Genomic DNA, 25,496 nt, shown 5'->3' with positions numbered 1-25,496 from the left:
ACTCACTCGCTCATGATTCTCAACCGGCCAGTCACGGGCCCAGATCGAGACGAGCAAGGACGTAATCTACAAAGCTGCTCCGGAAGAGGTCGTGTAAGGCAACGGGCCGACGTTTCTCGCCGGCCCGATCTGCGTCTTACTTTATGCCTTCGTGCTGCCAATGGGCAGTGACTTCCGCGTCGGATTTTGTCAAATGGACGTGCTGGTCGACGTGATCGATCCAGCCAACGGGAATAAAATGATGGTGAACGCCGTCGGGCGAACTCTGTTTGGTCAGCTTGATCTTGTCGGAGCCTTCAAGATGGTCGACTTTGCCGACTGTCTTTTTGTCGGAAGAGACGACGTCCATGTGCTCTTTGATCTGCGAGGTATCTGTCATGGGAAACTCCTTTGGTATAGAAATTAAAAACTCGCTAACGGGGATTAGGTTGCATTTCTGGAAAGAACGTCTCTTACCCAACTCACCGGCGCGGCCGACAGAGCGGAACTCTTAATGTCCGCTTGGATGTACACGCTGATCCCGGCCGTAGCCGTCGTGGTCGGCGCCGCCGCGGCGGTCTGGCGGAAGCCGTCGCCCACATTCGCTGGTGCTATCCAGCATTTTGCCGCCGGTGTGGTGTTCGCCGCCGCCGCCGGAGAGCTTCTGCCCGACATCAAACACCGTCAGTCAGCTTGGGCAGTCATCCTGGGAGGGGCGGCCGGCATTGTGCTTATGCTACTTATCAAGCGCCTCGGCGAAATGACTAAAGGCACGTCCGGTCTCATCGTCATGGTAGCGGTGGATATCTTCATCGATGGACTGGTGTTGGGCATCGGTTTCGCAGCGGGCGCAAAACAAGGTTTTTTACTGACGGTTGCGCTCACGACGGAAGTCTTGTTCCTCGGCCTTTCATTGACCGGCGAACTGTCCGAGTCGATTCGAAAGCCTGCAAATGTTCTCGCCGTCGTTGGCGGGATCGCGATCTTGTTGCCCCTTGGTGCCTCCGTCGGCATCCCGGTTAGCCATCTTCCAAACTTTTGGATCGCGGCCTTCTTTTCATTTGGGTTGGTTGCATTGCTATATCTCGTCACGGAAGAGCTGTTGGTCGAGGCGCATTCGGCTCCGGAAAAGCCGTGGGTCACCAGCCTGTTCTTCGTAGGCTTTTTGCTAATTCTGCTGTTAGATGAGCTCGCAGGCTGAACACCGATCCGGGTCGTCGCCTGTCGCCCCCGGAGATTAATGCGTGCAAACAAGCCTTCTACGTGAGTGGCTCACCAAAGTCGGGTGGGAGATCGCGCTGGCGGTTGCTCTAGCGGCAGTCCTTGCAGTCAGTACGGGTGGCACGCTCTCGCTTGCCCTTCGTTACCTGGCAGGCTTCAGCGGACTGAACTCGCTCGTGCAGGTAGTTCTAGCCGTTGCGCGACGGCGGCCGCTAAGCGCGCGCCTTTCGGAGTGGGACGAAGCAATCGCGCTTGCGACGCTATCGGCTGGATCCCACCTCATGGCCGGCCACATCGACACGATCACATGAAAAACGTGACGCCCATCGCAAGTGCCGCTGCGGCCATGGTGGCGGTCGCGATCCAGCCGAGCCCCGTCAACCAACCACCGATAGTGAATTGACCCATGATCTTCGTGTTGGCGGCCATCAGCATCATTAAGGCCATCACCGGCACGGCGACGATGCCATTGATAACGGCGCACCAAATAAGCGCCTTAATAGGATTGATCGGGGTGAAGTTGAGCAGCACTCCAACGGCCGTTGCCATCACGATAGTGGCATAGAAAGCCTTCGCTTCTTGGGGCTGGCGGGCCAGACCGATCGGCCACTTGCGAGCTTCGCCGACCGCATAGGCTGCCGACCCGGCGAGTACGGGAATGGCGAGAAGGCCTGTGGCTACCACGCCTAGTGCGAAGATCGTCGCAGCGTAATTTCCCGCTATTGGACGAAGCGCCTCGGCCGCCTGGGCGGAAGTTTCGATGTTCGTCACGCCCGATACGTTGAGCGTTGCAGCGGTCGTCAGAATGATAGTCAAGGCGATGAAGTTAGAAATCCCCATGCCGATTAGGGTATCAATTTCGATCCGCTTGATGGCGTCGGGACCCTGTTCGGGCACCCGCTTAAGGACCTGTCGCTGCGGCACGGCGCGAATATCCTCCGCCTCTTGAGAGGCCTGCCAGAACAGCAGATAGGGACTGATCGTTGTGCCGAAGACGGCAACGATCGTCTGGATGTACTCGGTTTTCCAGGTGAGCGACGGCATGACGAACTGGCGCAGCGCTTCGCCCCAGTGCACGTCCACCATGAACAATGTCGCCACGTAAGCGAGCAGCGCGAGCGTTAGCCATTTCAAATAGGATACGTATCGGGTGTACTGTAGCAGGACCTGCAGGCCGATGCAGATAGCGCCGAACAGCGCTACATAGAACGTTCTCGAACCGCCGAGGACTAAACTCGTAGAATCGGCCATGGCACCCAGGTCGGCGCCGATGTTAATCGTGTTTGCCGTGGTCAGCAGCGCAACAAACGTTTGTAGGAGCCAGTTTGGATAATGTTGGCGCAGATTGCCTGCCAGACCACGGCCCGTCGTCCGTCCGATCCTGGCGCTGATCATCTGGACCGCCGCCATCAGCGGGTAAGTCAATAACATGGTCCAGCTCAGCGAATACCCGAACTGGGCGCCCGCCTGACTGTAGGTGGCTATGCCGCTCGGATCGTCGTCCGAGGCACCCGTGATGAGGCCCGGACCGAGGGCGCCGAGCAGCCGCGGCTTGCTGCGGCCGACGACGGGACTAGGACCGGCTTTGGCGGCGCTTTCCGACGAATTCATCCAACCGGCCTCAAAGATCTCAAAAAACTAGGTCCAATTACTCTCTAATACGCTCAAGGCACGACCAAAGTTCCACAATGGCCAAGACGCCTTCATTTGGAAGACGAGGTTGTAGAAAAATGCGCTGCCGCCAATGTATTTTGCTATGTTCTATCTGAACGATCCTTCCACATTAGGCCGAATCTAGCAAAGGTTGACAGGTGGCGTCCCGAAGCCAAACGGCTGTTTTTATAATTGGACTTCTGACGATGACCGCCTTAGTGGCGACCGTCGCCGGTATCTTGCTACATCGCGCATTTCCAGACCACCCTTGGGTTACGGTCGTTGGACCGGTAGGCGCAGCGTTGACGGTGATCGGGTTCGCAAAGAATTTTTTGCCTAGGTGACGCGCCGGTGCGTCGTTCGCTTTCTCGCCTAAAAAAATTCGCCCGGCGCAGGAAGTTTTTTTCCTCGTGGGCCGAATTCGTTTGCAGAATTGGCTAGAAATAAATCGCCGAACGCGCTCCGCAGTCGGGTCGGAGGATGTAAATCGGATTGATGGATGTGTTCGCGTGGTACGCAGTGAATTAACCGAAAGCCACCCGCATCGTTAGCGAACTGCTTCGGTATGTGAATGCGTTTGAGATGAGTTTCCATCACTATCTTCAGAACGCCAAGTAAACACCAATTGGTGGTCGTTCGTCAGGACCCGGTAGCCTTGAGGTTGTGGCCCCTGCGCGATGGAGAGCAAATGTTGACCTATTCGCTTGGCTTCCTCAAGGTACAAGGAGCCGCCTACCACTCGATCAAGAATTACCGGGCAGTCGTGCACAAATCCCAGAATTTCAATCGTGAACGGCGCTTTGTCGGTCATTCTTCGAATATGCGGACGTTAACAGCCCAGTTCAAGCCAATAGTCCAACACGATCGGGACCCAAACTACCGCACAATGTTTTTCAGTCGGAGAGTTCTCGATGGAACCCCCCTGCTGGGCATCCCGTTCCGATTTTCGTGAATTGGGGGTCGGCATCCACCCCAGCGCGACTTCCGCCCAGATCCCTCGGCTTACAGGCGCACCGTTTTTCAACTTAATCGTGCGCGTTGGGGCCGGCCGAATTGTCCTAATACCGCACCGCACCCGACCCCGGTTCTAAGAAGACAGCGCTGTCCTTCAGCTATCAATTGGTCTCCGATCCTGCCTACAATGCCCGACTAGACCAAGTTTGATCGTTAAGGGACGTATGCATTGGAGCTCTGAATTGCTAAATACCGCGGCAAGACAGGAAGCCCGAGCACGATCCGAAAGGAACGATTCCCGCTGGCCCGATCACCCAAGGAGGTGTAGCCGCCGCCTCCGCAAGGTACGATCCGATGCGTAGCATATTGTTGAATCCCGCCAGATTGATCCTTTTCGCCCTGACCACGGCGCTGGGCGTTGCGGTATGCTTGGTCCCGCCCAGTTTCGCGCAACGCGATCCTCTCGATCTCGCTCAGGCCGGCTTCGTTGCAAAGGATCGTGGCGATTTCACTGTGGCAATACGCTTGTTCGACGAAGCGCTTCAGCGCGGCCTGTTCGCTGATAAACAGCGTGGCCTCCTGTTGTACAGCCGGGGCGTCTCTTATGAAGCGCTCGGAATTCGCGACCGCGCGTTGTCGGATTTCGACGCGGCCGTCGCGCTGCTTCCGGATTTCCCTAATGTCTACCTCTATCGAGGGATCATCTGGGGCGAGAAGAGCGAATACCAGCGCGCGATGCAGGATTTCCTGACGGCCAGTAAATTGAATCCAAGCGATCCGCTTGCTTTCAATAACCTTGGAAACGTCTATGAAAAATTGGGAGATATTGATCTCGCCATCGAAAACTTTGGCCGCGCGATCCGCTTGCAGTCCGACTACGCCCAAGCCTACTACAATCGCGCCCATGCTTATGTGTTGAAGCAAGACGAAGAACGCGCCATCGCAGACTACGACAAGGCGATCTTGTTGCAGCCGACTTACGCCGAAGCGTATGTCAACAGGGCAATCGTGAAATTCTTGCTCCGAGATGTCCAGGGCGCTCTAGCCGATCTGGATACCGCAATCAAACTCAATCCGCGCGACGTCTCCGCACGGTCAAATCGAGCAAACGTGAATCTGGCAATCGAAAAATATGGTGAGGCGTTGACCGACTTCGATCGCAGCTTGGCGTTGGATCCCGGCAATGCAGCCACGTACTTGGGAAGGGGGCGGGCGCATCTATTCTCAGGCGCCATCGACGATAGCATTGCGGATCTTAAGACAGCCGTACGACTGCGCCCTTCGAACCCCTATCCCGTTATTTGGTTGCACATTGCCCGGGTTCATAAAGGGGAATCCGACCGCGAAGAATTTGCAGCGAATGCAATGGCCGTGAAACGCGGAGCGTGGCCGGGGGCAATGCTGGATATGTACCTCGGGCTTCTCGATGCGGACAAGGTCAAAGCTGCTGCCCAACAGGGCCCAAGCCGCGAAAAGTCCAAACGCCAATGCGAAGCGAATTTTTTCCTGGGCGAACTGGCGCTGCACAACGGCCAAATCGAGCAAGCGAGAGATGCTTTGCGCGAGGTGACGTCTACCTGCGGACCTGCGGAAACGGTCTACAGCGCGGCGGTGGCGGAGGCCAAGCTGTTACCGCGGCAATAAAGTGCCTTGCGAAGGCCGGGCTTCTACCACCCAGCTGCGCACCCGCCGAAGCGCACTTCCCCTATTGCTTGACATGTCAGTGGAGGCGTTACAACGGTTTACGATGCCGCGAGAATGGCCCGCGCCGGTCTAGGTGGTGTGAACTCTAGGGATTCCCTTTTAGGAGTTTTCCAGCACGTCTTCCCGCACGAGCGCTCGGACCTGAGCCATTGGCGCAAGCGGCTTGGCGACAAGCTGGAGCTGCTGCTGGCCGAGAGCTTGCGGGTGGCGCATGGGGCCGGCGCGTTACGCAGCCAGGACCTCAAGCGGGTCACAGTCGACACCACGGTGCAGCCGAAGGCCATCACCTTCCCGACCGATGCCAAACTGCTTCATGCGGCCATCAATCTGGCGATCAGGCATGGCGTCAGGCTTTGGAAATCTTATTCTCGCGTCGCCAATTCCGCCGCGATGATGGCGGGCCGCTATGCCCATGCCAAACAATTCAGGCGGCATCAGCGGCAGTTGCGTATCCTGAAGAGCCGGCTCGGCCGGATCATCCACGACATCGGCCGCAAGATCGAGAACCATCCAGCACTAGAAGAGGCGTTCGCCCTGCCGCTTGGCCGGGCCACGCAGATCCGCTCGCAACAGCAGCGCCAGCGCGGCTGGAAGCTTTATTCCTTCCATGCCCCCGAGGTGGAGTGGAGTGCATCGGCAAGGGCAAGGCCAGCGCGCCTTACGAGTTCGGCGTCAAGGCCTCCATCACTTTATTTCGTATGACCTCCGAACAACCTACCCAAAAGAAGCCACACAGAAGCGCGGCGTGCTGGACGTTTCTTCAAAGCGAGCGGCGCGTGGATCAGTGCCCGTCACTCTCGATCGTGAATACGGCTTCACGCAAATTCATGCCCCCATGAAGGAACTGAAAGAAGATCATCACTGCCTGATCGAGCGTTCAAAAGAAACGGACGAGTGTGGCTTCTACAGTTAAAGCAGCTCTCGCTTCGGGAAATAATACTCATAGATAAAAGCCCGCAGCGATGCGGGCTTTTCGTTCTTATCGACGTTCGTGGCTGTTGTCACCCACCCCGATGCTCACGCCCGGGACTTGAATACCGATCCCAGGCTGTCCGTGCTGCTGCGGGCGTTCCTCGTGGTGCTCTCGCCGTGGCTCTTGATGACGGTCCTGCTGAATAATCATGGCGGGTCGGTCATGAGGGCGTTCCTCGTGATGTTCGCGCCGAGGTTCACCATGGCGTTCCTGAATAATTACGACAGGTTGGTCATGATGCTGTTCCCGGCAATTGCCATGTTGATCACAGACCATCTGGACGCGCAGCAGGCCGGTATCGGCCTGCGAAACGCCCTTGGTAAGGGATCCTGCCTGGACACCGCTCACGAACAGCCCGACAGCACCAGCCAAAAGCGAAAACGTAAGTGTGTTCATATTCATTCCCCTTTGTGGTTGATCGCTACTGCCTTGAAGTACCTTCGGGCTTCATACGACTCTCAGTGATGGCCGCCGTGATGACCGCCAAAGCCGCCGCCGAACCCACCATGATGACCGCCAAAGCCACCGTGATGACCGCCAAAGCCGCCAAAGCCGAGGCTTATGCCCGGGCCTCCGTACCCATATCCATACCCGCCGCCGCCATAGTACGGCTGTGCGTAGTAGGGTTGCGCGTAGTAGACCCGTCGAGGGGCGTAATAGCCGTAGCTCCTGTAGACGCGGCGATGCCCATAGTGGCGATAGCGACGATGGGCACTGAAGTCGGTTGACTGGCTCGTTCCGCTGGTTGCGGTTACCGTCTTCACCGAGTTGTCGGCATTTGCTGCGGAACCACCGAGAAGCGCGGCTGCGCCGACGGCAATTACGATGGCTAGTGTTCTCATTTTCCACTCCTATGGTGAACTGTGGAGGGGTAATTGAGTCCGGGGAGTTTCGTTCCGGCCGTCAAACCTTTATTTTTGCGTAAGTAGTTGAATATCCATTCATAATCAAGAACGTCAAGCAAAGATACGGCCTACCCGTGTCCTGTACCGTCGCACTTCACGCATGGGCCGATCCTGGAGCCTTTGCAAAAATTGCACGGCTTACCCTCATACCGTTTCCCGCTTCCGTAGCATTCATTGCAAGCATTGATCCTTTGCCGTTGCACCTCGGACATGCTGCCATTGTCCTTCACATTATTTAGGCGAAATTCATTTCCGACCACTGACGCGATTTTTCGATCATGTTCAGGTTATCCCATGAACCTCAAACTGATTTACCGGGCTATCTTGGAAACCCGACTGCTATGGCAATCATCGAGACCGGCTAATGCCGCTGTGGACGCCCTCTATGACTTGCTCCCGCGCCACCGATCCGCTGGACGCTCTCGAAAGAGAAGTTCAAAAGCCTGGTGCTGCCTCCCCTCGAAAATAAAGCGAGCGGAAGCAAGGTCGAGTTTGAATTGTAACTATCTTTGAATGATTTTCTTTAGCTGCGCTTCCCATTTATCCACGACCTCACGCATTTCTTTCGCGAAGTCGTATCGCCGATAGACTGACACGATACCGGACTGACTACCGGATACGTGGTTCAACAGACGTTCGGTAACGTGTATGGGCGTTCCGAGGGCCGCAAGATTCGTCGCGAACGTGCGGCGCAGATCGTGCAAGGTCCACGGACGTTCTCGAGAGCGCTAGAAGCCCTTGAATTGCGTCCCCCACCCCGCGTACGGGATGATCCCACTGAGCCTACTCGCCGGAAACACGTAGCCGTCCGTTTCCGGCACCGAAGCAATCACCATCTGCGCCATCCTCCCTATGGGAGCACGAACGCGCGGCCGTTTTTCGTATCGGGCGAATTGATCGTGCCAACGCCGAGATATTCCCGCTGCACCAGTTGAAAAATGTCCGAATATCTTTGAGGGCATGCGGCGGCTTCCGACTTGGCCGTAAGCCGCCGCATTGATCGAGGGCTTCTGGGGGGCCCACAGCGGCAAAGCTCGTTGACGCAAGCTCGCTAAATCGCGCGTCGACCGCTCAGTGCGACAAGCTGCTGGTCGTCATCATCACGTTTGATGAGGGATTTTAATGGGGGCTCTGGGTTCAGAGGAATGCTCCCGAAACACACCCGAAATCGCCGGGCTCAACCCGGCAAAACAAAGATTCATAAATATATCTCCATAGCTTATCGTTCGCGGACGGACGCTAGGCTAGAGATTTTCACCGATCGAATGAGGTGGATCAGAGCACCAAACTATTTTCTTATAGTCAAAGCCGATCTCGATTGTCGGTTTGACTACGGCAAAAAAAGGGGAAATGTCGAAATCACGAGGCGTGTAGAGTGACGAGTCGCGGATATGAAAGATTTCCTTCCGCGCATGATCGCTTTCCAACGGAGTAATAACAGGCAAAATGGGGTAACCAACATCCATGAACGCTTGGGCGATAAGGGCGGAACAGATGAGGCGGGTGGGATCACCCGAACCTAACGCGATCATTCGGCGCCGCCAACGCTTTGGCACCGGAAGCGGCACCAGGTAACGCCCAAGATCGATCAGATTCTTGAGATCGTATTTGAGCCCGATCCGCGCAACTGCGAATTTACATACCGCTTCGCAGTCTTCGGGGGCCAACCCGACGGGTCGACATATACGAGTATGAAATTTGGAATACTTCGACAGAGAGACGCAGGTAATGCCATAGTCCAGATTGGACTCCACCAATTCGCATTCGCCTGGCACCGTCGATCCTACGTAGAGCGCAGCGTGAGACCAGGTTGACTGCGTGAGGTACTTGATAATTCCGGAGATGCGATTGTTACCCTCAATGAGCAAAATATCGCCGGGTCTAATGCAGGCTTGGAGCGCTTTCGGATCGGCCGGGGTGAATGGCTCATAGCTGGACGAGGGCTGCTGCAGATAGGCGGCGATCAGGCGCCCCAGGAGATCGAGGATCCATTTCATGGCGCCAAGTTCCGGTTGCTACATGGGCCAAGCAAGTCGAGCCATTCATCGTTCGATGACACACCAATGTTAGCCTCCTCGCCCTGTCAGGTAAAATGGCTTGAAGAGGGGACTCGCAACTAGACCACCGATGGGAGTTCTGGCGAACTAATCCGGTACGTTAGCCAACTTGCTTAGCTCAGTCGGGTCCTGTAAATCTTTCAACAATTTGCTCGCCAACTCGTACGATCTGTTAATTTCGATGAGTCGGCTCATCTCTATGGTTGGCTGAACGTTGGATTTTTCAGTCACGCCCTGCAAAACCGTCGCCGAGCCAGCCTTCACCGCCTCTGGTACGCGATCCGAGCTAAAAAGGTTGCCGCCCACCGCCTGAATGTTTGCCCGCGCAGAAAAACTCGCGAGTCGCAATCGGCCCAGTCCCCAAGCTTGGTCGAAATCCTACCCCCTGCGTTGATATTGATCGCTCCAGCTTGGACAGGCACGTTTACCGTGCCGCTGTCGGCTAAAACCGGCTGCCCGTCCATGGTCACCAGCCGGCCAGTTCCATCCAGGCTAAATGACCCGTCTCGGGTGTAGCGTTCTCCCTGAGATGTTTGCACCACGAAATAGGCGTTGCCTTTGATTGCCAGATCGAGAGGATTTCCCGTCGTCCGTATCGCCCCGGCTGACGTGTTCGTAAAGGCAAACGCCGCATCCACCAGAGAGAGGGGACGCTCAGGTTTAATTCCGATCTCCTCCCCCTTTTCAGGCTTCAAATATTCATGAAACGAAATTTGCTGAGCGCGAAAACCGGTAGTTTCGACGTTCGCAACGTTGTTTGCGGCAACATCGAGCCTGCGCCTGAGGGCCATCAAGCGCGAGAGATGGATGAGTGTAGTTTCGCTCACTGCTGTCCCTTCGGAAGCGAATCACGCGCCATTCAATTCTCTGATACAACGCTGACTGCCTAAACTCCGCAATGCGGCATCTTGCAGCGCAGACCGAGCGAACGATCAAAGTGATTACTTGCGATATGGTTGCGTTTCCCGGTACTGCACGTCTTGCCAGCCTCAAAAATGGTTCCGCATCTCTAGACCCGCAGGGTCGGCTCTGCCATTCGGATCTCCTCATTCTCGACCTGAATGGTCACGTGATCGATCTTGAACTTTTCTTCCAAGATGGCCTTTACGCCCTTCAGGACCGCGGCTGCGTATTTCATGTCGGACACGACGACATGTCCGGTGAATGAGTCCGTCCCCGATGTGATCGTCCAGACGTGCAAATCGTGAGCGGCAACGACGCCTGGGATACGCAGCAACGTCTTCTCGAGCTCCGGTAGATCGATTTCGGTAGGTACGCCCTCCATCAGGATATGGACCGCCTGGCTCAACAGCTTCCAGGTGCGCGGCACGATGAAGAGGCCGATGCCCGCGCCGATGATCGGATCCGCCAGCGTCCAACCGGTGTACATGATAATTAGCGCCGCAGCGATCACGCCCAACGATCCCAGCATGTCGCTGAGTACTTCGAAGTAGGCGCCCTGGACATTGAGGCTCTCCGATGATCCCACAGAGAGCAGCTTCATACTGAGAAGGTTCACGACCAATCCGACGGCCGCAACGGCCAGCATCGGGCCACCCAGTATTTCCGGTGGAGAGCGAAAACGTTGGTAGGCTTCATACAAAATGTAGACGGTCAGCAGAAGGAGCACCACTGCGTTGACCAGCGCGGCAAGAATCTCGGTCCGTAGATAACCGTAAGTCTTCTGCGGCGTAGCAGCCTTTTGCGCGAAATGGATCGCAAACAGCGCCAATCCGAGGCCACCGGCATCCGTCGCCATATGCGCGGCATCCGCGATCAGCGCGAGACTACCCGTCCAGATCCCGCCGACGATTTCGGCTGTCATGTAAGTCAACGTCAGCGCCAGCGCCGCATAGAGCGGCTTGCGGTGACGTCCCGCCGCTGACGGAATTGCGCCTCCGTGCGAATGACCTTTACCCACCGCGATACTCCCAAGTTTTGCGAAATCGGTCGCCAGCCGGCACAGCTAGGGCAAGGCGGTTGTAAAATCAAATTTCCGAAAACCGAGGAGTTCCCGGGCCTTGGGCTAACATTGTAATAGTGTTCGCCAATGGAATTTGCTAACCGGAGAATATGGAACGTCAGGTCGGTCAAAGATTGACAAGACTGCAGGCATCCGGACTTCGCCGGACGCTGTTGATGTTGCTTGCTTTTTCCTATCTTTTCGTCGGTCTGGCGCATTCTATTTCGTGCACAGACGAGGCTGTCGCGGCCACTATGTCATCTGACATTGGCAGTATCCCGGACAATGGTCCGGATGAGGATGGCTCGAAGAAATCGCCCGTGGTCGCCGGGCATTGCTACGTGTGCGCACCGGTGCTGATGCCCGCCGTCGTCCCGGATGCGGGGCCTTCCGCACGTCCGGTCAAACTGGCATTCGTATCGCCAAAGCTCCAGTTTGAAGACCATCCTCGGCTTGATACGCCGCCGCCAAAACATCTGACCTGAGTATCGCCGCTGCGCGGTCTGGCCGCGCCGTCGTTCTTCGTGCTTTTCAGGTCGTTTGTATGTTTTTGGTCCGAGATGCTCTGCGCCTGACATGCGCATTTCTTGTATTTACAATCCCAGTCCAGGCTGCCGAACGTTCTTCGCGCGCAATCTCCCTGCCGCAGGCATTGCAGCGTGCATTGGCGGCGAACCCGCGCTTGACGGCGGCCGAGCGCGATATCGGCATCGCGGGGGGACTTCGAATCCAGGCTGGTGTGCTTCCCAATCCAGATGTTTCGTTCGAACTCGACAACGCGTTGGGGTCGGGGCGCTATAAGGGCTTACGCTCGGCTGAAACCAACCTGCAACTCAGCCAACTGGTCGAATTGGGCGGCAAGCGGGAGGCGCGGATTGCGGCGGGGGAGGCAGGCATCGGCGCCGCCGTCTGGCAGCGGCGGGCGACGCGGCTGGAGGTGTTGTCCGAGACCGCGATCGCTTTCATCACCATCATCAGTCTGCAACGCCGCATCGAAATCTTCGACGAGCAGATCGCAAGCTTCGACCCGCTTATCCCATTGCTGCAAAAGCGCGTCCAGGAAGGTGCTTCCTCGCCGGCCGAGACTCTAAGGGCGCAAGTTGCAGCCGACCTTTTCCGCGTCGAGCGCGAGCGCGCCAAAACCCAGTTGGCCCTGGCGCGCCGTGATCTCGCGATACTCATGGGCGACAGCAGCCCGCACTTCGGCAATGCTGTCGGGCGGCTCAGCAATATTGGTCAGCCGCCATCATTCCAATCAATTGTCCAGGCCATCGAAGCCAATCCGCAGTTATTGCGCTGGACCGCGGTCACAGCACAACGCAATGCCGAACTCCTCATTGCACGTCTGAAAGCAATTCCCGACCCCCGCATCTCGGCTGGCTGGCGCCACTTTGAGGACACCAACGACAATGCGGTCCGGCTTGGTGTTTCGATTCCTATTCCGGTGTTCGACCAGAATACCGGCAACATCATCGCCGCCCAGGAATCGCTCGCGAAGACCGGCGCAGAGCGGGCGATCAACAAGTTGGTCCTGATCAGCATCGTCGGCCGGGCCTATGACACGCTGACGGGCGCCCTGGCCGAGATTAAACTGCTGCGGTCTTCAGTCATTCCCAATGCGCGCAGCGCTTCCGAGACGATCTTCAGCGGCTATTCGCAAGGCCGTTTCACCCTGCTGGAACTGCTCGACGTCAGGGGGGCGCTGTTGCAGGCGCTGCTGCGCGAACAGGAGGCACTGCAGAATTTCCATGTTGCCATCGCGACCATCGAAGGTCTTGCCGGTAATCCGTTTACGCTAACCCGCGAGAGCGCACGATGATTAAGGGACTGATCCGTTATTCCATCTTTATCCTGCTGGCCGCAGCGCTCGCCTATGGCGGCTACCGGATGCTGCTGCCGGCGACGTCGAAGACGACGCCGGCCGAAAAGGCCGAGAAGGAAGAACATTCCGATAGCGTCGCCTTGAGCGACGCCAAGATCGAGGCGGCCAAAATTGAACTAGCGAAGGCTTCACCCGGCGTGCTGAGGGACAGCCTCCTCTTGAACGGCATCGTCCAGCCGAACCAGGAATCGCTCGTCCAGGTCACGCCACGATTTCCCGGGATCGTCCGCGACGTGCGCAAGCGGATCGGCGATGTCGTCCAGAAGGGTGACGTCCTGGCGGTCATTGAAAGCAACCAAAGCCTAACGCAGTATGAACTGAAGGCGTCGCTGGCGGGCACCGTCATTGATCGCCAGATCTCGCTGGGTGAGTTCGTCTCCGAGCAGAAATCGGCATTCGTGGTAGCGGATTTGTCGAACGTCTGGGTGGATTTCTCTGTCTACCGCCGTGATCTGAAACGCGTGAGCATCGGTGATCAGATACTCATCGATCCCGCCGACGGCGGGCCGGCGATAGAAGCCAAGGTTTCTTATTTATCGCCGGTCGGCAGCAGCGACACCCAAAGTGCGATCGCGAGAGCAATCGTAACCAATTCCAGCCAACGACTGCGCCCGGGACTGTTCATTACCGGACGACTGACGTTGTCCGCAAAAAAGGTCGGCGTCGCGGTGAAGTCGTCGGCGCTGCAGACGGTGGAAAATCGCACGGTCGTGTTCGTCCGAAACGGCGAGAAATTCGAGGCCCGCGACGTCGAGGTTGGCGACCGTGATCCGCAGATCGTCGAAATCCTTTTTGGCGTTCTCGATGGCGATGTCTACGCGGCGCAGAACAGCTTCATCGTGAAGGCGGAGATGACCAAGGGAGCGGGCGGAGATGAGCATTGACAGCAGCAAGACGTTGATTACCGCGTTGATCAGGCCTCACATGGAAGGCCACGTCGTTCGCGCGCTCCATGACCTTCCGGATTTTCCCGGCTTCACCTTCGACGAGGTGCGGGGGCAAGGAAGGGGACGCGGACAAGGGGGCAGCTATGTCTCGACCGATACGGACCTGACATATCACCAATACCTGGAATTGAGGCTGGTCTGCCGGTCCGAACTGGCCGACGAGATCTGCGGGCTCATCGCCACGGCAGCATGGACCGGCAGGAAGGGCGACGGCGTGGTGTTCACGACGCCTGTCCACGCGTTTGCCCGGATAAGAGAGATCGGCCGCCGCCCGGAGAAGTCCGATGCTTGAAGCAATCTTATCCTTCGCCATCCGACAACGATGGCTTGTCATGATCGGCGTACTGATCATGGCCGCCTTCGGCGCCTGGAATTTCACGCGCCTGCCGATCGACGCCGTGCCGGATATCACCAATGTCCAGATCCAGATCAACAGCCGGGCTCCCGGCTATTCGCCGCTCGAAGTCGAACAGCGGATTACGTTTCCGATCGAGACCGCGATGGGAGGGCTCCCTCATCTCGAGAGCACGCGCTCCCAGTCCCGTTACGGCTTGAGCCAGGTCACGGTCATCTTCAAGGACGGCACGGACATCTATTTTGCCCGGCAATTGGTCAACGAACGGATTCAGCAGGTCAAGGACCAGCTTCCTCCCAGCATCGAAACGGCCATGGGGCCGGTGTCGACGGGCTTGGGCGAGATTTACCTGTTTACCGTGGAGGCAAAGCCGGAGGCCCGCAAGGCGGGCGGCGGCGAGTACACGCCCAGTGATTTGCGGACGATCCAGGACTGGATCATCAAGCCGCAGTTGAGAAACGTTCCCGGCGTGATCGAGGTCAACACAATAGGTGGCTTCGAAAAGCAGTTTCACGTGCTACCGGATCCCGCTCAATTGATGGCCTACAAGCTCAGTTTTCGGGAAGTGATGACGGCGCTGGCATCGAACAACGCCAACGTCGGCGCAGGCTATATCGAGCGTAACGGCGAGCAGTATCTCGTCCGCACCCCGGGGCAGGTAGCGAATATCGAAGAAATCAAGGAAATCGTGATCGGCTCCCGGAACGGCGTACCGGTCAGGGTTTCCGACATCGCGGACGTCAGGGAAGGCAAGGATTTGCGGACCGGCGCGGCGACAGTGAACGGAAATGAGGTGGTACTCGGAACCGCGATGCTGCTGATCGGCGAGAACAGCCGGACGGTGGCGCAGCGGGTGGCGGCCAAACTGAAGCAGATCGGCCGATCGTTGCCCGACGGCGTCATCGCCAGGGCCGTTTACGACCGAACACGACTGGTCGAAGCAACGGTCGCGACGGTCGAGAAGAATCTGGTCGAAGGCGCGCTGCTAGTGATCGTGATCCTGTTCATGATCCTGGGAAACTTCAAGGCGGCGATTGCCACGGCGTTCGTCATTCCGCTGTCCATGCTGTTCACCATCACCGGCATGGTCGAGAACAAGGTCAGCGCCAATCTGATGAGTCTCGGTGCCATCGATTTCGGCATCATCATCGATGGTGCCGTCATCATCGTGGAGAACTGCCTGCGCTTGCTGGCACATGAACAGCAGCGATTGGGGCGCGTCCTGAACCGACAGGAGCGGTTCGAGACGATTTTGGCGGCATCGCGGGAAGTCATCGGCCCGAGCCTGTTCGGCACGCTGATCATCGGTGTGGTCTACCTGCCGATCCTCACACTCACCGGTGTCGAAGGAAAGATGTTCACGCCGATGGCATTGACCGTGCTGATGGCGCTCACCGGCGCCAGCATCCTGTCGCTGACGTTCGTACCTGCCGCCGTGGCCCTTTTGGTGACCGGCAAGGTGTCCGAGCATGAGAACTGGTTCATGCGCGGTGCGCGTCATGTCTATACGCCGTTGCTTTCAGCCTCCATTCGCAACAAGTACGGCGTCGCCGTGATCGCAGCACTGTTGATAGTCGTCTGCGGGATAGCTGCGTCCCGGATGGGCGGCGAATTCATCCCCAGCCTCGACGAAGGGGACGTGGCCCTGCAGGCCATACGGATCCCGGGAACCAGCCTGACGCAGTCACTGGAAATGCAAGCGATGGTCGAGAAGCGGCTGATCAAGATTCCGGAGGTGAGGGAAGTGTTCGCGCGCACCGGCACCGCGGAGGTCGCAACCGACCTGATGCCGCCGTCGACGTCGGACGGTTACGTCATGCTGAAGCCGCGAAAAGAATGGCCCGACCCGGAAAAGTCGAAGGCCGCCGTCGTGTCCGAGATCCAGGAAGCCGCCGAAGAAATTCCGGGCAACGTCTATGAAATCTCGCAACCGATTCAGCAACGCTTCAACGAACTGATCTCGGGTGTCCGCAGCGACGTCGGCGTGAAGATATTCGGTGACGACCTTGATGTGCTCGTCCAAACTGCTGCTCAAGTTCAGGCGGTCCTTCAAAACGTCCAGGGGGCGGCCGACGTCAAGACCGAGCAGGCTTCCGGACTCCCGGTCCTTACCGTGAAGCTCAATCGTCAGGCCTTGTCGCGATATGGAATAAATGTCGGCGACGTGCAGAATCTGGTCGAAATTGCCGTCGGCGGCAAGAACTCCGGGATGGTCTTCGAGGGCGACCGCCGTTTCAACATCGTCGTCCGCCTTCCGGAGCATCTGCGCTCCGATATCTCCGCACTGAAGGCGCTTCCGGTGCCTTTGCCTCCGCTGGAGAACCCGGCAAAGGCCATTCCTGCGAGGCTCGGTAATTCTCCGTTGTCCCAGATCCGATACGTCCCGCTGTCCGAGCTTGCCGAGATTGATGTAGCGCCGGGTCCCAACCAGATCAGTCGGGAAGACGGGAAACGGCGAATAGTCGTGACGGCGAACATAAGGGGCCGCGACCTTGGGTCCTTCGTCACCGACGCTCAGAGCCAAGTGGAGCAAAAAGTGAAGCTGCCGGCGGGCTACTGGATCGGGTGGGGCGGTCAGTTCGAACAACTGGTCTCGGCCACGCAGCGCTTGACCATCGTCGTACCGATAGCCCTGCTTCTGATCTTCCTGCTGCTCTTCATGAGCCTGGGATCGATGCCCGACGCGCTCCTGGTGTTCAGCGGCGTCCCGCTTGCCTTGACGGGCGGAATTATCGCGCTTCTGCTCCGCGGAATCCCCCTGTCGATCAGCGCTGGCATCGGCTTCATCGCGCTGTCAGGCGTAGCAGTGCTCAATGGTCTCGTCATCATCACTTTCATCGAAAAGCTGCGCAACGAGGGTCATCCGCTCGTCGAAGCGGTCAAGGAAGGCGCGCTCACTCGGCTGAGGCCGGTCCTGATGACCGCACTGGTCGCATCTCTTGGCTTCATTCCGATGGCGATAGCAACCGGCGCCGGCGCGGAGGTGCAGAGACCATTGGCGACCGTCGTCATCGGCGGAATCATCTCGTCGACCATTCTCACCTTGTTGGTACTGCCGGCCCTCTACGTCCTGTTCAGGCGGGAGGACCTGGAGAACGGCGAATCGAAATCACCAGCCACCGAAGGAGCAACGTCATGAAATACGCGCTGTTGTTGATTGCCAGCCTGTTCTTTGCAGCCCCGGCTTTTGCCGAAGAGTACGAAAAAGGGCCGAACGGCGGCCTGATGCTCGATGTGGCGGGTATCGACGCCGAACTAATGACTTCCGGCAATTCCGTCACGATCAACGTCTTCGATGCGAAGAACCATACGCCGATCGCCACCAAGGGCTACAGCGCCGCGGTGCTCATCGTCGGCGGGGCGGGACGGGAGACCGTTACGCTTGCCCCTCAAGGCGAGAATTCGCTGAAAGGCGATGCAAAGAACCCGATAGCGGCGGGCGCAACGATCACCCTTACGATCAAGACGGCCGAAGGAAAATCGGGACAGGCCAAATTCAAGAAGTAGAAGCCGATGTGCACCAGGACGGCGGGATGTTGAACCAATTAAGGGCTATGTACGGTCGCCGCCGCATAGTTGCGGCTTACCTAAATATGAGCGCAGTCGGCCGGGGCGCCGGCCGTTTACTCTTTGTCGTGGCGCTGTCCTTGATCGCCGTCCTCGCAGCTGACGCGTGGCGCGGCCTTCGAGCGGAGGTGCCGAAAGCAAGAATTGTCGGCCTGGGCGCCACAACATGTCAACGGTTCAACGACGACGTCAAATCCAATCCCCTGCTTCGCCGAGACTATCTAGCGTGGGCGCAAGGTTTTATGAGCGGAATCATATTGAGCAGGCCGCCGGGTGTCGATGAGGGGTTGGATCTCAATCCAGTAACTTTCGACCTCATCAATCAACTTCACTTCCTGGAAGATCACTGCGCGCGGAATGTCTCGCTGGAATTTTCCGACGCTGTCGAAGCCCTGTACAAACGGCTGCGTCAGGAAGGCAAGACGTGATCGGGGAACTGCCCTGCAAATGCTCACCCGCACTACAAGAGGCCTGAGTCATGACCGACGCGCCACATACCGTCAAAGTTCGTCTCCGTGTCGAAGGCATGGACTGCGCCTCGTGTGCCATAAAGATTGAAACTGCCCTGCACCGGTTGGCTGGAGTCAGCGATGTGGTCGTCTCGGTGCCCGCTGGCACGGTGATCGTAACGCATGATCGAAGGGAACTGGAGGACAGGATCCGTGATCGGATTTCCGGCCTTGGTTACCAGGTAACTGGTAGCGAACAGATAGGCGTCAAAACGCCTCCATTTAAACAAGGATGTAATAATCAATCTAGCGATGGTGGGCAAACCCATTCGCACATCCACGACCACACTTCGAGTGGTCAGCTTTGGTGGCAAACCCGTAAAGGGATGCTTACCATCGCTTCCGGATTGACCTTGGCGATGGCCTACGTGCTTGGGAAGTTGATGCCAGCGACGGAGCGTTGGGCCTTTTTGCTGGCAATGCTGGTCGGTCTGATCCCGATCGCAAGGCGTGCGATCTCGGCGGCAAGGGCGGGCACGCCGTTCTCGATCGAGATGCTGATGACTATCGCTGCAGTCGGCGCAGTGATCATCGGAGCGACGGAAGAGGCGGCAACCGTCGTCTTCCTGTTTTTGATCGGTGAGCTACTGGAGGGCGTTGCCGCAAGTCGAGCCCGGGCCAGCATTCAAGATCTGACCAGGCTCGTTCCGAAAACGGCTCGCCTCGAAGAAAACGGTCAAGTCCGCGAAGTACCCGCGGACAGTCTTTCAGTTGGCGCTACCATCCAGATACGACCCGGGGACCGTATTCCGGCGGACGGGGTCATCTTATCCGGAGAGAGCACAATCGATGAAGCGCCGGTGACGGGCGAAAGCATGCCGGTTCGAAAGGGCCCTGACGAAACCTTGTTTGCCGGCACCGTCAACGGCGATGGTTTGTTGCGGGTGCGCGTGACCGCCGCTGCGGCGGACAATACCATCGCGCGCGTGGTGCGTCTCGTCGAGGAGGCGCAGGAGTCGAAGGCTCCCACGGAGCGTTTCATCGACCGGTTTTCCCGATTCTACACGCCGGGCGTGGTTGTGGTGGCTGCATTGGTTGCCGTTTTGCCACCCTTGGTGTTCGGCGGAGTCTGGTCTGCTTGGATCTACAAGGGTCTGGCCATCCTGCTGATCGGTTGTCCCTGCGCGCTCGTCATCTCGACGCCGGCCGCGATCGCCGCCAGCCTGTCCGCCGGCGCCCGCCGAGGATTGCTCATGAAAGGCGGGGCAGTTCTCGAGCAGATCGGCAAGGTCAATGTCGCGTGCTTCGACAAGACCGGCACGCTCACCGCCGGCAAGCCCCAGGTCACGGACATCATCGGCTTCGCGCGCAGCGAGGCTGATGTCCTGCGCTTCGCGGCGGCGCTTGAGTCGGGATCAAGTCACCCGCTCGCTACCGCGATTTTGTCCAAAGCAGCGGAGCAGCAGATTTCGATTCCCTCAACGTCCGGCTCCAACGTTATGGGGGGAGTTGGCATTCGTGCCACAGTCGAGGGGGTCGAGGTCTTCGTCGGATCGCCCAAGGCCGCCGGTGAAGGCGCCTTGATGACGGCCGAGCAGAGATCACGAATTGTCGATCTCAGTCATCAAGGAAAGTCAGTCGCACTGGTCATTGTTGAACATCAAGTTGCCGGAGCAATTGCGATGCGCGACGAGCCTCGTCCAGACGCCCTTGCCGGACTGAAGGCACTCACCGATATGGGTATTAAGACAGTCATGCTGACCGGGGACAATCGGCACTCGGCCTCGGCAATCGCCGAGCAACTCGGAATCGAGGTCCAGGCGGAGCTGCTGCCCGAGGAAAAGCAGCGGATCGTCAGCCAGTATCAAAGAGCCGGCTGGTCTGTCGCCAAAGTCGGCGACGGAATCAATGACGCACCGGCGCTGGCGGCCGCCGATGTCGGCATCGCCATGGGAGGGGGCACCGACGTCGCGTTGGAAACGGCCGATGCGGCGGTGCTGCACGGGCGGGTTTCCGATGTTGCCGTAATGGTCGACCTGTCGAAACGGACTATGACCAACATCCGGCAGAACATCGCGGTCGCGCTCGGGCTGAAGGCCGTCTTTCTCGTCACCACCATCGTCGGGCTAACCGGGTTATGGCCGGCCATCCTTGCCGACACGGGCGCGACTGTTCTGGTGACGATGAACGCTTTGCGCCTGCTCCGCTTACCCCAACCGAGCCGTCCAAGTCTTTAGGAAACCCGCAATTGAGTGCTTTCTCGTGGCTTCGCACCCTCAGTAATTCCATGTTTCAAACATTGAGCCGGTTATCCATGCCAGAAGGGACGCACCATGCGGCGGCCAAACTCGCAGTCGTCGCCCTTGTCTTCGGGGTGACAACGGGCGCCGCATTCGCAGCTACAGGCGAGTCCGGCGGGACTACAAGGTTCGATTTGGCGCTGCTTGTCCGGATCGGAGTTGCCGTCGCGCTGGCCTTTCCCATTGGATGGGAACGTGAGTTTCGCGGTTCGGAGGCCGGCGACCGCACCTTCATGCTCGTCAGTCTGGGTGCAGCCGCATTTACCGCCGTTGGGGTTGAGAACTTCCCGGCGACCGCCGAGAAGGTGATGGCGGGCGTCGTTACTGGCGTTGGATTTCTGGGTGGAGGTATGATCCTTAAGGACGGGGGCAATATCCGTGGCTTGACTACTGCAGCCGCCATTTGGGCAACGGCGGCAGTCGGCATGCTCGCTGGGGTCGGCGAACTTCTCATAGCCGGACTTGTGACCGGGATGGTGATCCTGATTCTTGAGTTCGAATTCCTACCCGTGATCGGCCGGCTCGACGCCCGGCGCTGGCGGCCAAAGAAAATCGAACGGGAAGGAAACGGACGTGAACTCTAATGGAAACAGTACGCACGCGCCAGAAACGAAGCGGTTGCAACCATTTTCTAACGCTTGTTTGCAACCACAAAGCCGAATGTCGACGAATTTTACGCTTTCGGAGGAACGATGACCAACACCAGCGTTCAGAACAATCTGCCGGAACTTACGGACGGAACGGACAAAGATCAATTGTCCAGGCCGAAGTGTGGCTTAGGCTGAATGGGCCTGCATCCTCAGCGTTAGCAGAACAGATTTTTTATCTAGAATTACCTTCCCTCTCACCTTGAACAACTCAATCTTAGCACATGATTTAATAGGAGACAGACAATGGGTTTCGATCAGTATCACGAACCGGCGGATGAACTTTCGCAGGAAACTCGGACCTTTGCGCGAATGATAACATCACTGATCGAGGAGGCTGAGGCCATTGGCTGGTACGAACAACGGATGTCGCTCGAAAAAGACAAGGAAGCCAAAGCCATTATGGCGAACGCGCAAAAGGAGGAGTTCAAGCATTTTGGCATGAACCTCGAATTCCTTCTTCGTCGCAACGAAGACTGGCGGACCGAACTCCAAGGCATCCTATTCACGAAGGGAGATATCGTGAAGCGCGCCGAGGCGGCTGAGAAAAAGGTCGATTGATCCCTCTTGAGGCGGTTTCGATGGTGGAGAAAAGGATTATCTCGCGGAAGAAGGTGTTGAAGGCCGGCACGATCGCGTTCGGGGGTGCCGCTATAAATTGCACCGTCCGAAATTTGTCGGCCACAGGCGCCATGCTGGACGTCGAGAGCCCGCTCGGGATTCCGAGACAATTTATGCTGGATATCGCGGCGGATCACTTTAGGCGTGAGTGTCAGGTAGCCTGGATTCAGGAAAGGCGGCTCGGGGTCATTTTCCTGGTCGGCGCCAATCCGGAAAGCTGATGTATTTCGGCGGATCGTAGGACGTAGTGATGTTGAAATTCGTCGTTGGGCTGATGTTTTGCCTCGCCGCGGCCGATGCTCAAGCCAGAGCCTCCGGCATCGCACAGGGCGGATGGTCCAACCTGTCGACCGAGCAAATGAGCCGTTTTCCGGCGGCTGTTCGTCTTGCGCTCAAAGACGCGCAGAATCTATGTGGCGGCGAAACGACGAGAGTCCGGACTGGATTTCTACGGTACTTACCGGGCTCTGAGGGGCAAGAATTCACGACGATCCACTTCGAACACTTTGATTGCTCCGGCAAAGATTTGCTCTGCTCGACGAGCGGGTGCCTTCATCGACTGTTCATTACGACAAGTGGACGCATGCGCGAGATATGGCGAGGCAATATCCGCGAGATTGATATGTCTAACGAAAATGGCATTCCGTCGATCGACTTTGACTGCGGCCGAGGTGGCTCATTTTGTCACTTTCGGAGAAAGTGGAATGGCACGCGGTTGCAATGAGTATGCGACGCCTTGCCCACCATTACGGGCTGGTGGATCCTGCTGGGGTTGGGCTCAACGACTCGGTTGCTGTGCTCATGCCTTCGGGAAATCTAGGCGAAGATCGCATGCTGGAACGACGCGAAGACTAGTGACGACGATGCGATCGACCACGCCACGTTACAAAGTGAAGCTAGGAAACCACGAGTTTGCGTTTGATCTGGACAATTTCGTCTACGGAAGCTGGAATGGATGAGTTTTCAGGCGGCGGACTGTCCGCGGCCTGGGCCGCGCGCCGCAAACCCCAAGAGTGGATTGCCGCTGGGAAAGGAACTTCGATGGTAATGCCCGTGAGATGGATATTGTGTGCCGCGCTTACCAGCTATGCGAAGAAGCAGGACAGCCCCAGGGCAGGGACCAAGAGTTTATCTTCATGCGGAGCGAGAGATGCAGGGAAGTTCTGAGAAGAACAAGTCGTCGGACGAGCAGGCGGATTAGCTAAAGCGGGTCTGGCCGTGCGAAAGAAATTCCATTTCAACAATACGCGTAGTTTTGTGGCCGACACGGGCGCTTTGCAATTGGCCGAGGCGGAATCACATTCGCGGCGCTGGCCTCAGCTAGATTTAGACGCCGGACAGCACAACCCAGGAAGGCCCCGGATCTCGCCGAGGCCGTTCCAGCGCTAACGACACGGCTCTATTTTTGAGAATGAGAGTGCGCTGTCGTCGTGTGTTTATGAGCTTGTTCGCTGTGCTCGTGAGCCGCATTTGCGTGATGGGTAGCGTCCGCGTGCTCGCCGCGCGCGTGATGATGCTCGGCCTGATGATGGTGATGGGCTGCCGCATGGTGATGGGCGGCGGCCGTGTGATGATGCTCTTGAGAGGGGTGCTTCGGTGATTGTGCCATTGCAGTTCCTGAGGAGGTGGTTGATGTGACTCCAACAACCACTGTCGCGGCTTTTAGTTCCTGCGGGACAGCCGGAGGTCGCACCAGCGGGTGCTGCATCGCATCAAAAGAATGACGATCTGGCGTCGCAGGACCTCGTCTTATAGTAGCGGTGTCGGCCAAAGAAACGCAGTGCGCCGAGGGGTTTGTCGCCAGCTGTTAGCAACGATTGCCTTATTCACACGATTGCACGAAACCTAAGATCGCAAATGAACACGATGACGATCAATGGCTATTTGGTGCTCTCCCTCCCGACTCGAATGTCGGTATCGGTGGTTGCGCCTCCCCGCTTTTTACCTTCCTCCGGCCCGAATGGCCTGGGGCCAAACTGGATTTCGCAGCCGGCGGCAGCTCCGCGATCCCCGAGATTCTGCGCCAGCGCTGGATTATTTTGATTATTTTGGTGAGTTTGTGGTGAGTTTTTGCTTTCACTCACTTTAGGACGCTTGCGCTAATATAAGGCATTGATTTTGTGGCGTACCCGACACGATTCGAACGTGTGACCCTTTGCCTTCGGAGGGCAACGAAGGACGTCACGACCAAAGGGACAACCCATCGAACGGCCAGATCTGCGATATCGAAGTTGCCGGCGGCCCAGTTCTCGCATCGCGCGCGCGAGCTTGAGGATCTGCCGCGTCGCCAAATGGGCAAGGGGCAAGGGGCAAGGGGCAAGGAACAAGGAACAAGGAAGAAGGAAGTAGGCGACGGGGATACAACAGCCTCGGGTGAAGACCTTGGCATACGTCCCCCCGGACCCAGACGTGCTCTGAGCCTCCCGGTGCCAGCCTTTTCGATCATTGGCTGCCGCGCGGTCCTTTTGACCGTTCCGCGCGCCACGATCTTAAGTGCGTCATCGGCAGCGGTCGTTGCAGCACCTTCGCCATATCCCAGGGCGCACACAGTTATATTATAGGAATATATTCCATAATGAAGGTTATGCGAATCAAACCACTGGCGGTGGCGCGGCCCTCGCAACCTCTTCCGGCAGACCTTCACATTGATTGGGGGTCGGCATAGACGATGGTCGCGCCGCACTCGCCCTTCCGGACATTGCCACCAAGACTGAGCGCCTGTCGGAACATGAGCCAGCTTTGGCCGGAGAACTCGCGCTCGATCACAGCGCCCCATAGGATCAGGACATTAATTTGGCATCTGCGCCGCCCAACGCGTGTGGCGATCCGCCCATGCCCCACCCGCCCTTTATGTCCTCGATACTATCCGCGTGAGAGGCCAGTACCGCGCTGACCGGACGAATATCGAGAACGTGGGCGTCCGCGCCACTTTGCGCGGATAGCGCGTGGGTGACGGCCACGATGGCAACTTCCGGCTGCTCGCTCAATGCGAGGCGAAGTCCGAGCGTGCGGTGAGGTCGCGGATCAGGATGTCCGACAGCGGCTTGTGACCGTCGCCGTCCTCATCCTCCGGGTCCAAGGTGTCACCCCCGGGTTCACCGTCATGGTTGAGGATGACGAAGGCCCCGCAACGCGGGATGTTCGCGGAGTCGTAGGCCTGCCGCTTCGCCTCAAGCCGCTCGATCTCGGCTTCAAGCTCGCCGAAGGCGGCGATTTCCTCCGCGCCGAAGCCGCGTTCCTCGGCCAGTTTCTTGAAGGCCTCGAACTGATCGGCAGGATGCAGCGGTTAGATTATGCGTCAAGTGTCCTGTTAGCTGGA

25 protein-coding genes and 4 pseudogenes are annotated in these 25,496 nt (G+C 57.8%); 19 read left to right on the top strand and 10 right to left on the bottom strand.

The genetic code is table 11. The features are described 5' to 3' along the window. Positions 1-136: 136 nt before the first annotated feature. Positions 137-379, bottom strand: coding sequence for a DUF2171 domain-containing protein (locus HL671_RS28815; RefSeq protein WP_021078717.1), 243 nt, complete (start codon positions 377-379; stop codon positions 137-139). Positions 380-493: 114 nt separating this feature from the next. Between HL671_RS28815 and HL671_RS28810 the strand changes: the two genes are divergently transcribed. Next, complete coding sequence (locus HL671_RS28810; RefSeq protein ID WP_021078718.1) at positions 494-1,180, top strand: ZIP family metal transporter; 687 nt, start codon at positions 494-496, stop codon at positions 1,178-1,180. 323 nt (positions 1,181-1,503) lie between these two features. Here the strand turns inward: HL671_RS28810 and HL671_RS28805 are convergent, their stop codons facing one another. Both HL671_RS28805 and HL671_RS28800 read right to left on the bottom strand, forming a co-directional pair. Then, positions 1,504-2,811: an Nramp family divalent metal transporter gene (locus HL671_RS28805; RefSeq protein WP_021078719.1), complete on the bottom strand. Its 1,308-nt coding sequence runs from the start codon at positions 2,809-2,811 to the stop codon at positions 1,504-1,506. 589 nt (positions 2,812-3,400) lie between these two features. After that, on the bottom strand, positions 3,401-3,664 hold the full coding sequence (locus HL671_RS28800; RefSeq protein WP_146160394.1) for a hypothetical protein: 264 nt from the start codon (positions 3,662-3,664) through the stop codon (positions 3,401-3,403). A 497-nt stretch (positions 3,665-4,161) separates the two neighbouring features. On the opposite strand from HL671_RS28800, the gene HL671_RS28795 reads away from it, so the two are divergent. From HL671_RS28795 to HL671_RS28780, 4 genes and pseudogenes are all read left to right on the top strand, one after another. Further along, positions 4,162-5,451 carry a tetratricopeptide repeat protein gene (locus HL671_RS28795; protein ID WP_021078721.1) on the top strand — a complete coding sequence of 430 codons (1,290 nt, stop codon included), beginning with the start codon at positions 4,162-4,164 and terminating at the stop codon, positions 5,449-5,451. Between the two features lie 168 nt (positions 5,452-5,619). After that, positions 5,620-6,197 (top strand): annotated as a pseudogene (locus HL671_RS28790) (transposase family protein); the annotation flags it as partial. A 59-nt stretch (positions 6,198-6,256) separates the two neighbouring features. After that, positions 6,257-6,424, top strand: coding sequence for a hypothetical protein (locus tag HL671_RS28785; protein ID WP_168470982.1), 168 nt, complete (start codon positions 6,257-6,259; stop codon positions 6,422-6,424). A gap of 78 nt (positions 6,425-6,502) precedes the next feature. Next, positions 6,503-6,949, top strand: a complete 447-nt coding sequence (locus HL671_RS28780) for a hypothetical protein (RefSeq protein ID WP_035651188.1) — start codon at positions 6,503-6,505, stop codon at positions 6,947-6,949. Here HL671_RS28780 and HL671_RS28775 read toward each other — a convergent pair. The 6 genes and pseudogenes from HL671_RS28775 to HL671_RS28755 all read right to left on the bottom strand — a co-directional run bounded on the left by HL671_RS28775 (position 6,943) and on the right by HL671_RS28755 (position 11,367). Beyond that, on the bottom strand, positions 6,943-7,326 hold the full coding sequence (locus HL671_RS28775) for a hypothetical protein (protein ID WP_021078724.1): 384 nt from the start codon (positions 7,324-7,326) through the stop codon (positions 6,943-6,945). The two genes, HL671_RS28780 and HL671_RS28775, sit on opposite strands and share 7 nt — an antisense overlap. A gap of 566 nt (positions 7,327-7,892) precedes the next feature. Next, a pseudogene (locus HL671_RS39205) lies at positions 7,893-8,096 on the bottom strand (hypothetical protein); the annotation flags it as partial. Between the two features lie 576 nt (positions 8,097-8,672). After that, positions 8,673-9,386, bottom strand: a pseudogene (locus HL671_RS28765) (YiiX/YebB-like N1pC/P60 family cysteine hydrolase); the annotation flags it as partial. Positions 9,387-9,533: 147 nt separating this feature from the next. Next, positions 9,534-9,641 carry a hypothetical protein gene (locus tag HL671_RS39200; protein ID WP_373010873.1) on the bottom strand — a complete coding sequence of 36 codons (108 nt, stop codon included), beginning with the start codon at positions 9,639-9,641 and terminating at the stop codon, positions 9,534-9,536. 65 nt (positions 9,642-9,706) lie between these two features. Further along, positions 9,707-10,273 carry a flagellar hook-basal body complex protein gene (locus HL671_RS28760; protein ID WP_280710565.1) on the bottom strand — a complete coding sequence of 189 codons (567 nt, stop codon included), beginning with the start codon at positions 10,271-10,273 and terminating at the stop codon, positions 9,707-9,709. A 182-nt stretch (positions 10,274-10,455) separates the two neighbouring features. Continuing rightward, positions 10,456-11,367, bottom strand: a complete 912-nt coding sequence (locus HL671_RS28755) for a cation diffusion facilitator family transporter (protein WP_021078727.1) — start codon at positions 11,365-11,367, stop codon at positions 10,456-10,458. 152 nt (positions 11,368-11,519) lie between these two features. Here HL671_RS28755 and HL671_RS28750 point away from each other — a divergent pair, with 152 nt between their 5' ends. The 13 genes from HL671_RS28750 to HL671_RS38835 all read left to right on the top strand — a co-directional run bounded on the left by HL671_RS28750 (position 11,520) and on the right by HL671_RS38835 (position 23,777). Further along, a complete protein-coding gene (locus HL671_RS28750; RefSeq protein WP_080324595.1) occupies positions 11,520-11,894 on the top strand; it encodes a hypothetical protein in 375 nt (124 codons plus the stop codon). Between the two features lie 59 nt (positions 11,895-11,953). Then, positions 11,954-13,228, top strand: a complete 1,275-nt coding sequence (gene ihpA / locus HL671_RS28745) for a divalent metal ion exporter subunit IhpA (RefSeq protein ID WP_035651194.1) — start codon at positions 11,954-11,956, stop codon at positions 13,226-13,228. Beyond that, positions 13,225-14,175, top strand: coding sequence for a divalent metal ion exporter adaptor subunit IhpB (gene ihpB, locus HL671_RS28740; protein WP_021078729.1), 951 nt, complete (start codon positions 13,225-13,227; stop codon positions 14,173-14,175). The genes ihpA and ihpB overlap by 4 nt, the downstream gene beginning before the upstream one ends. Further along, complete coding sequence (locus HL671_RS28735; protein WP_021078730.1) at positions 14,165-14,530, top strand: P-II family nitrogen regulator; 366 nt, start codon at positions 14,165-14,167, stop codon at positions 14,528-14,530. Before ihpB ends, HL671_RS28735 begins: the two co-directional genes overlap by 11 nt. Continuing rightward, complete coding sequence (locus HL671_RS28730) at positions 14,523-17,732, top strand: efflux RND transporter permease subunit (RefSeq protein ID WP_021078731.1); 3,210 nt, start codon at positions 14,523-14,525, stop codon at positions 17,730-17,732. Before HL671_RS28735 ends, HL671_RS28730 begins: the two co-directional genes overlap by 8 nt. After that, positions 17,729-18,100 (top strand): hypothetical protein, encoded by a 372-nt coding sequence (locus HL671_RS28725; protein WP_021078732.1) that lies wholly within the window; start codon positions 17,729-17,731, stop codon positions 18,098-18,100. The genes HL671_RS28730 and HL671_RS28725 overlap by 4 nt, the downstream gene beginning before the upstream one ends. Before the next feature lie 86 nt (positions 18,101-18,186). Then, positions 18,187-18,588, top strand: a complete 402-nt coding sequence (locus HL671_RS28720) for a hypothetical protein (protein ID WP_035651248.1) — start codon at positions 18,187-18,189, stop codon at positions 18,586-18,588. Positions 18,589-18,638: 50 nt separating this feature from the next. Next, positions 18,639-20,846: a heavy metal translocating P-type ATPase gene (locus tag HL671_RS28715; RefSeq protein ID WP_035651196.1), complete on the top strand. Its 2,208-nt coding sequence runs from the start codon at positions 18,639-18,641 to the stop codon at positions 20,844-20,846. An 11-nt stretch (positions 20,847-20,857) separates the two neighbouring features. Beyond that, positions 20,858-21,493, top strand: a complete 636-nt coding sequence (locus HL671_RS28710) for an MgtC/SapB family protein (RefSeq protein WP_246705991.1) — start codon at positions 20,858-20,860, stop codon at positions 21,491-21,493. 309 nt (positions 21,494-21,802) lie between these two features. Then, entirely contained in the window at positions 21,803-22,117 is a 315-nt protein-coding gene (locus HL671_RS28705) for a ferritin family protein (protein WP_021078737.1), read from the top strand. A gap of 20 nt (positions 22,118-22,137) precedes the next feature. Next, positions 22,138-22,398: a PilZ domain-containing protein gene (locus HL671_RS28700; protein ID WP_021078738.1), complete on the top strand. Its 261-nt coding sequence runs from the start codon at positions 22,138-22,140 to the stop codon at positions 22,396-22,398. A 29-nt stretch (positions 22,399-22,427) separates the two neighbouring features. Then, positions 22,428-22,901 carry a hypothetical protein gene (locus tag HL671_RS28695; protein WP_035651199.1) on the top strand — a complete coding sequence of 158 codons (474 nt, stop codon included), beginning with the start codon at positions 22,428-22,430 and terminating at the stop codon, positions 22,899-22,901. A gap of 753 nt (positions 22,902-23,654) precedes the next feature. Then, positions 23,655-23,777, top strand: a complete 123-nt coding sequence (locus HL671_RS38835; RefSeq protein ID WP_283813103.1) for a hypothetical protein — start codon at positions 23,655-23,657, stop codon at positions 23,775-23,777. A 1,055-nt stretch (positions 23,778-24,832) separates the two neighbouring features. Here the strand turns inward: HL671_RS38835 and HL671_RS39015 are convergent. Further along, positions 24,833-24,988 (bottom strand): annotated as a pseudogene (locus HL671_RS39015) (ArdC-like ssDNA-binding domain-containing protein); the annotation flags it as partial. A gap of 292 nt (positions 24,989-25,280) precedes the next feature. On the opposite strand from HL671_RS39015, the gene HL671_RS28685 reads away from it, so the two are divergent. Next, a partial coding sequence (locus HL671_RS28685) for a hypothetical protein (protein ID WP_172240979.1) occupies positions 25,281-25,496 on the top strand: 216 nt, incomplete at its 3' end.

This window comes from Bradyrhizobium denitrificans, from assembly GCF_013179005.1.
In the GTDB taxonomy this organism is placed as follows: Bacteria; Pseudomonadota; Alphaproteobacteria; order Rhizobiales; family Xanthobacteraceae; genus Bradyrhizobium; species Bradyrhizobium denitrificans.
Note: the sequence above shows the minus strand (reverse complement) of the source record. Positions and strands in the feature narration are given on the sequence as shown.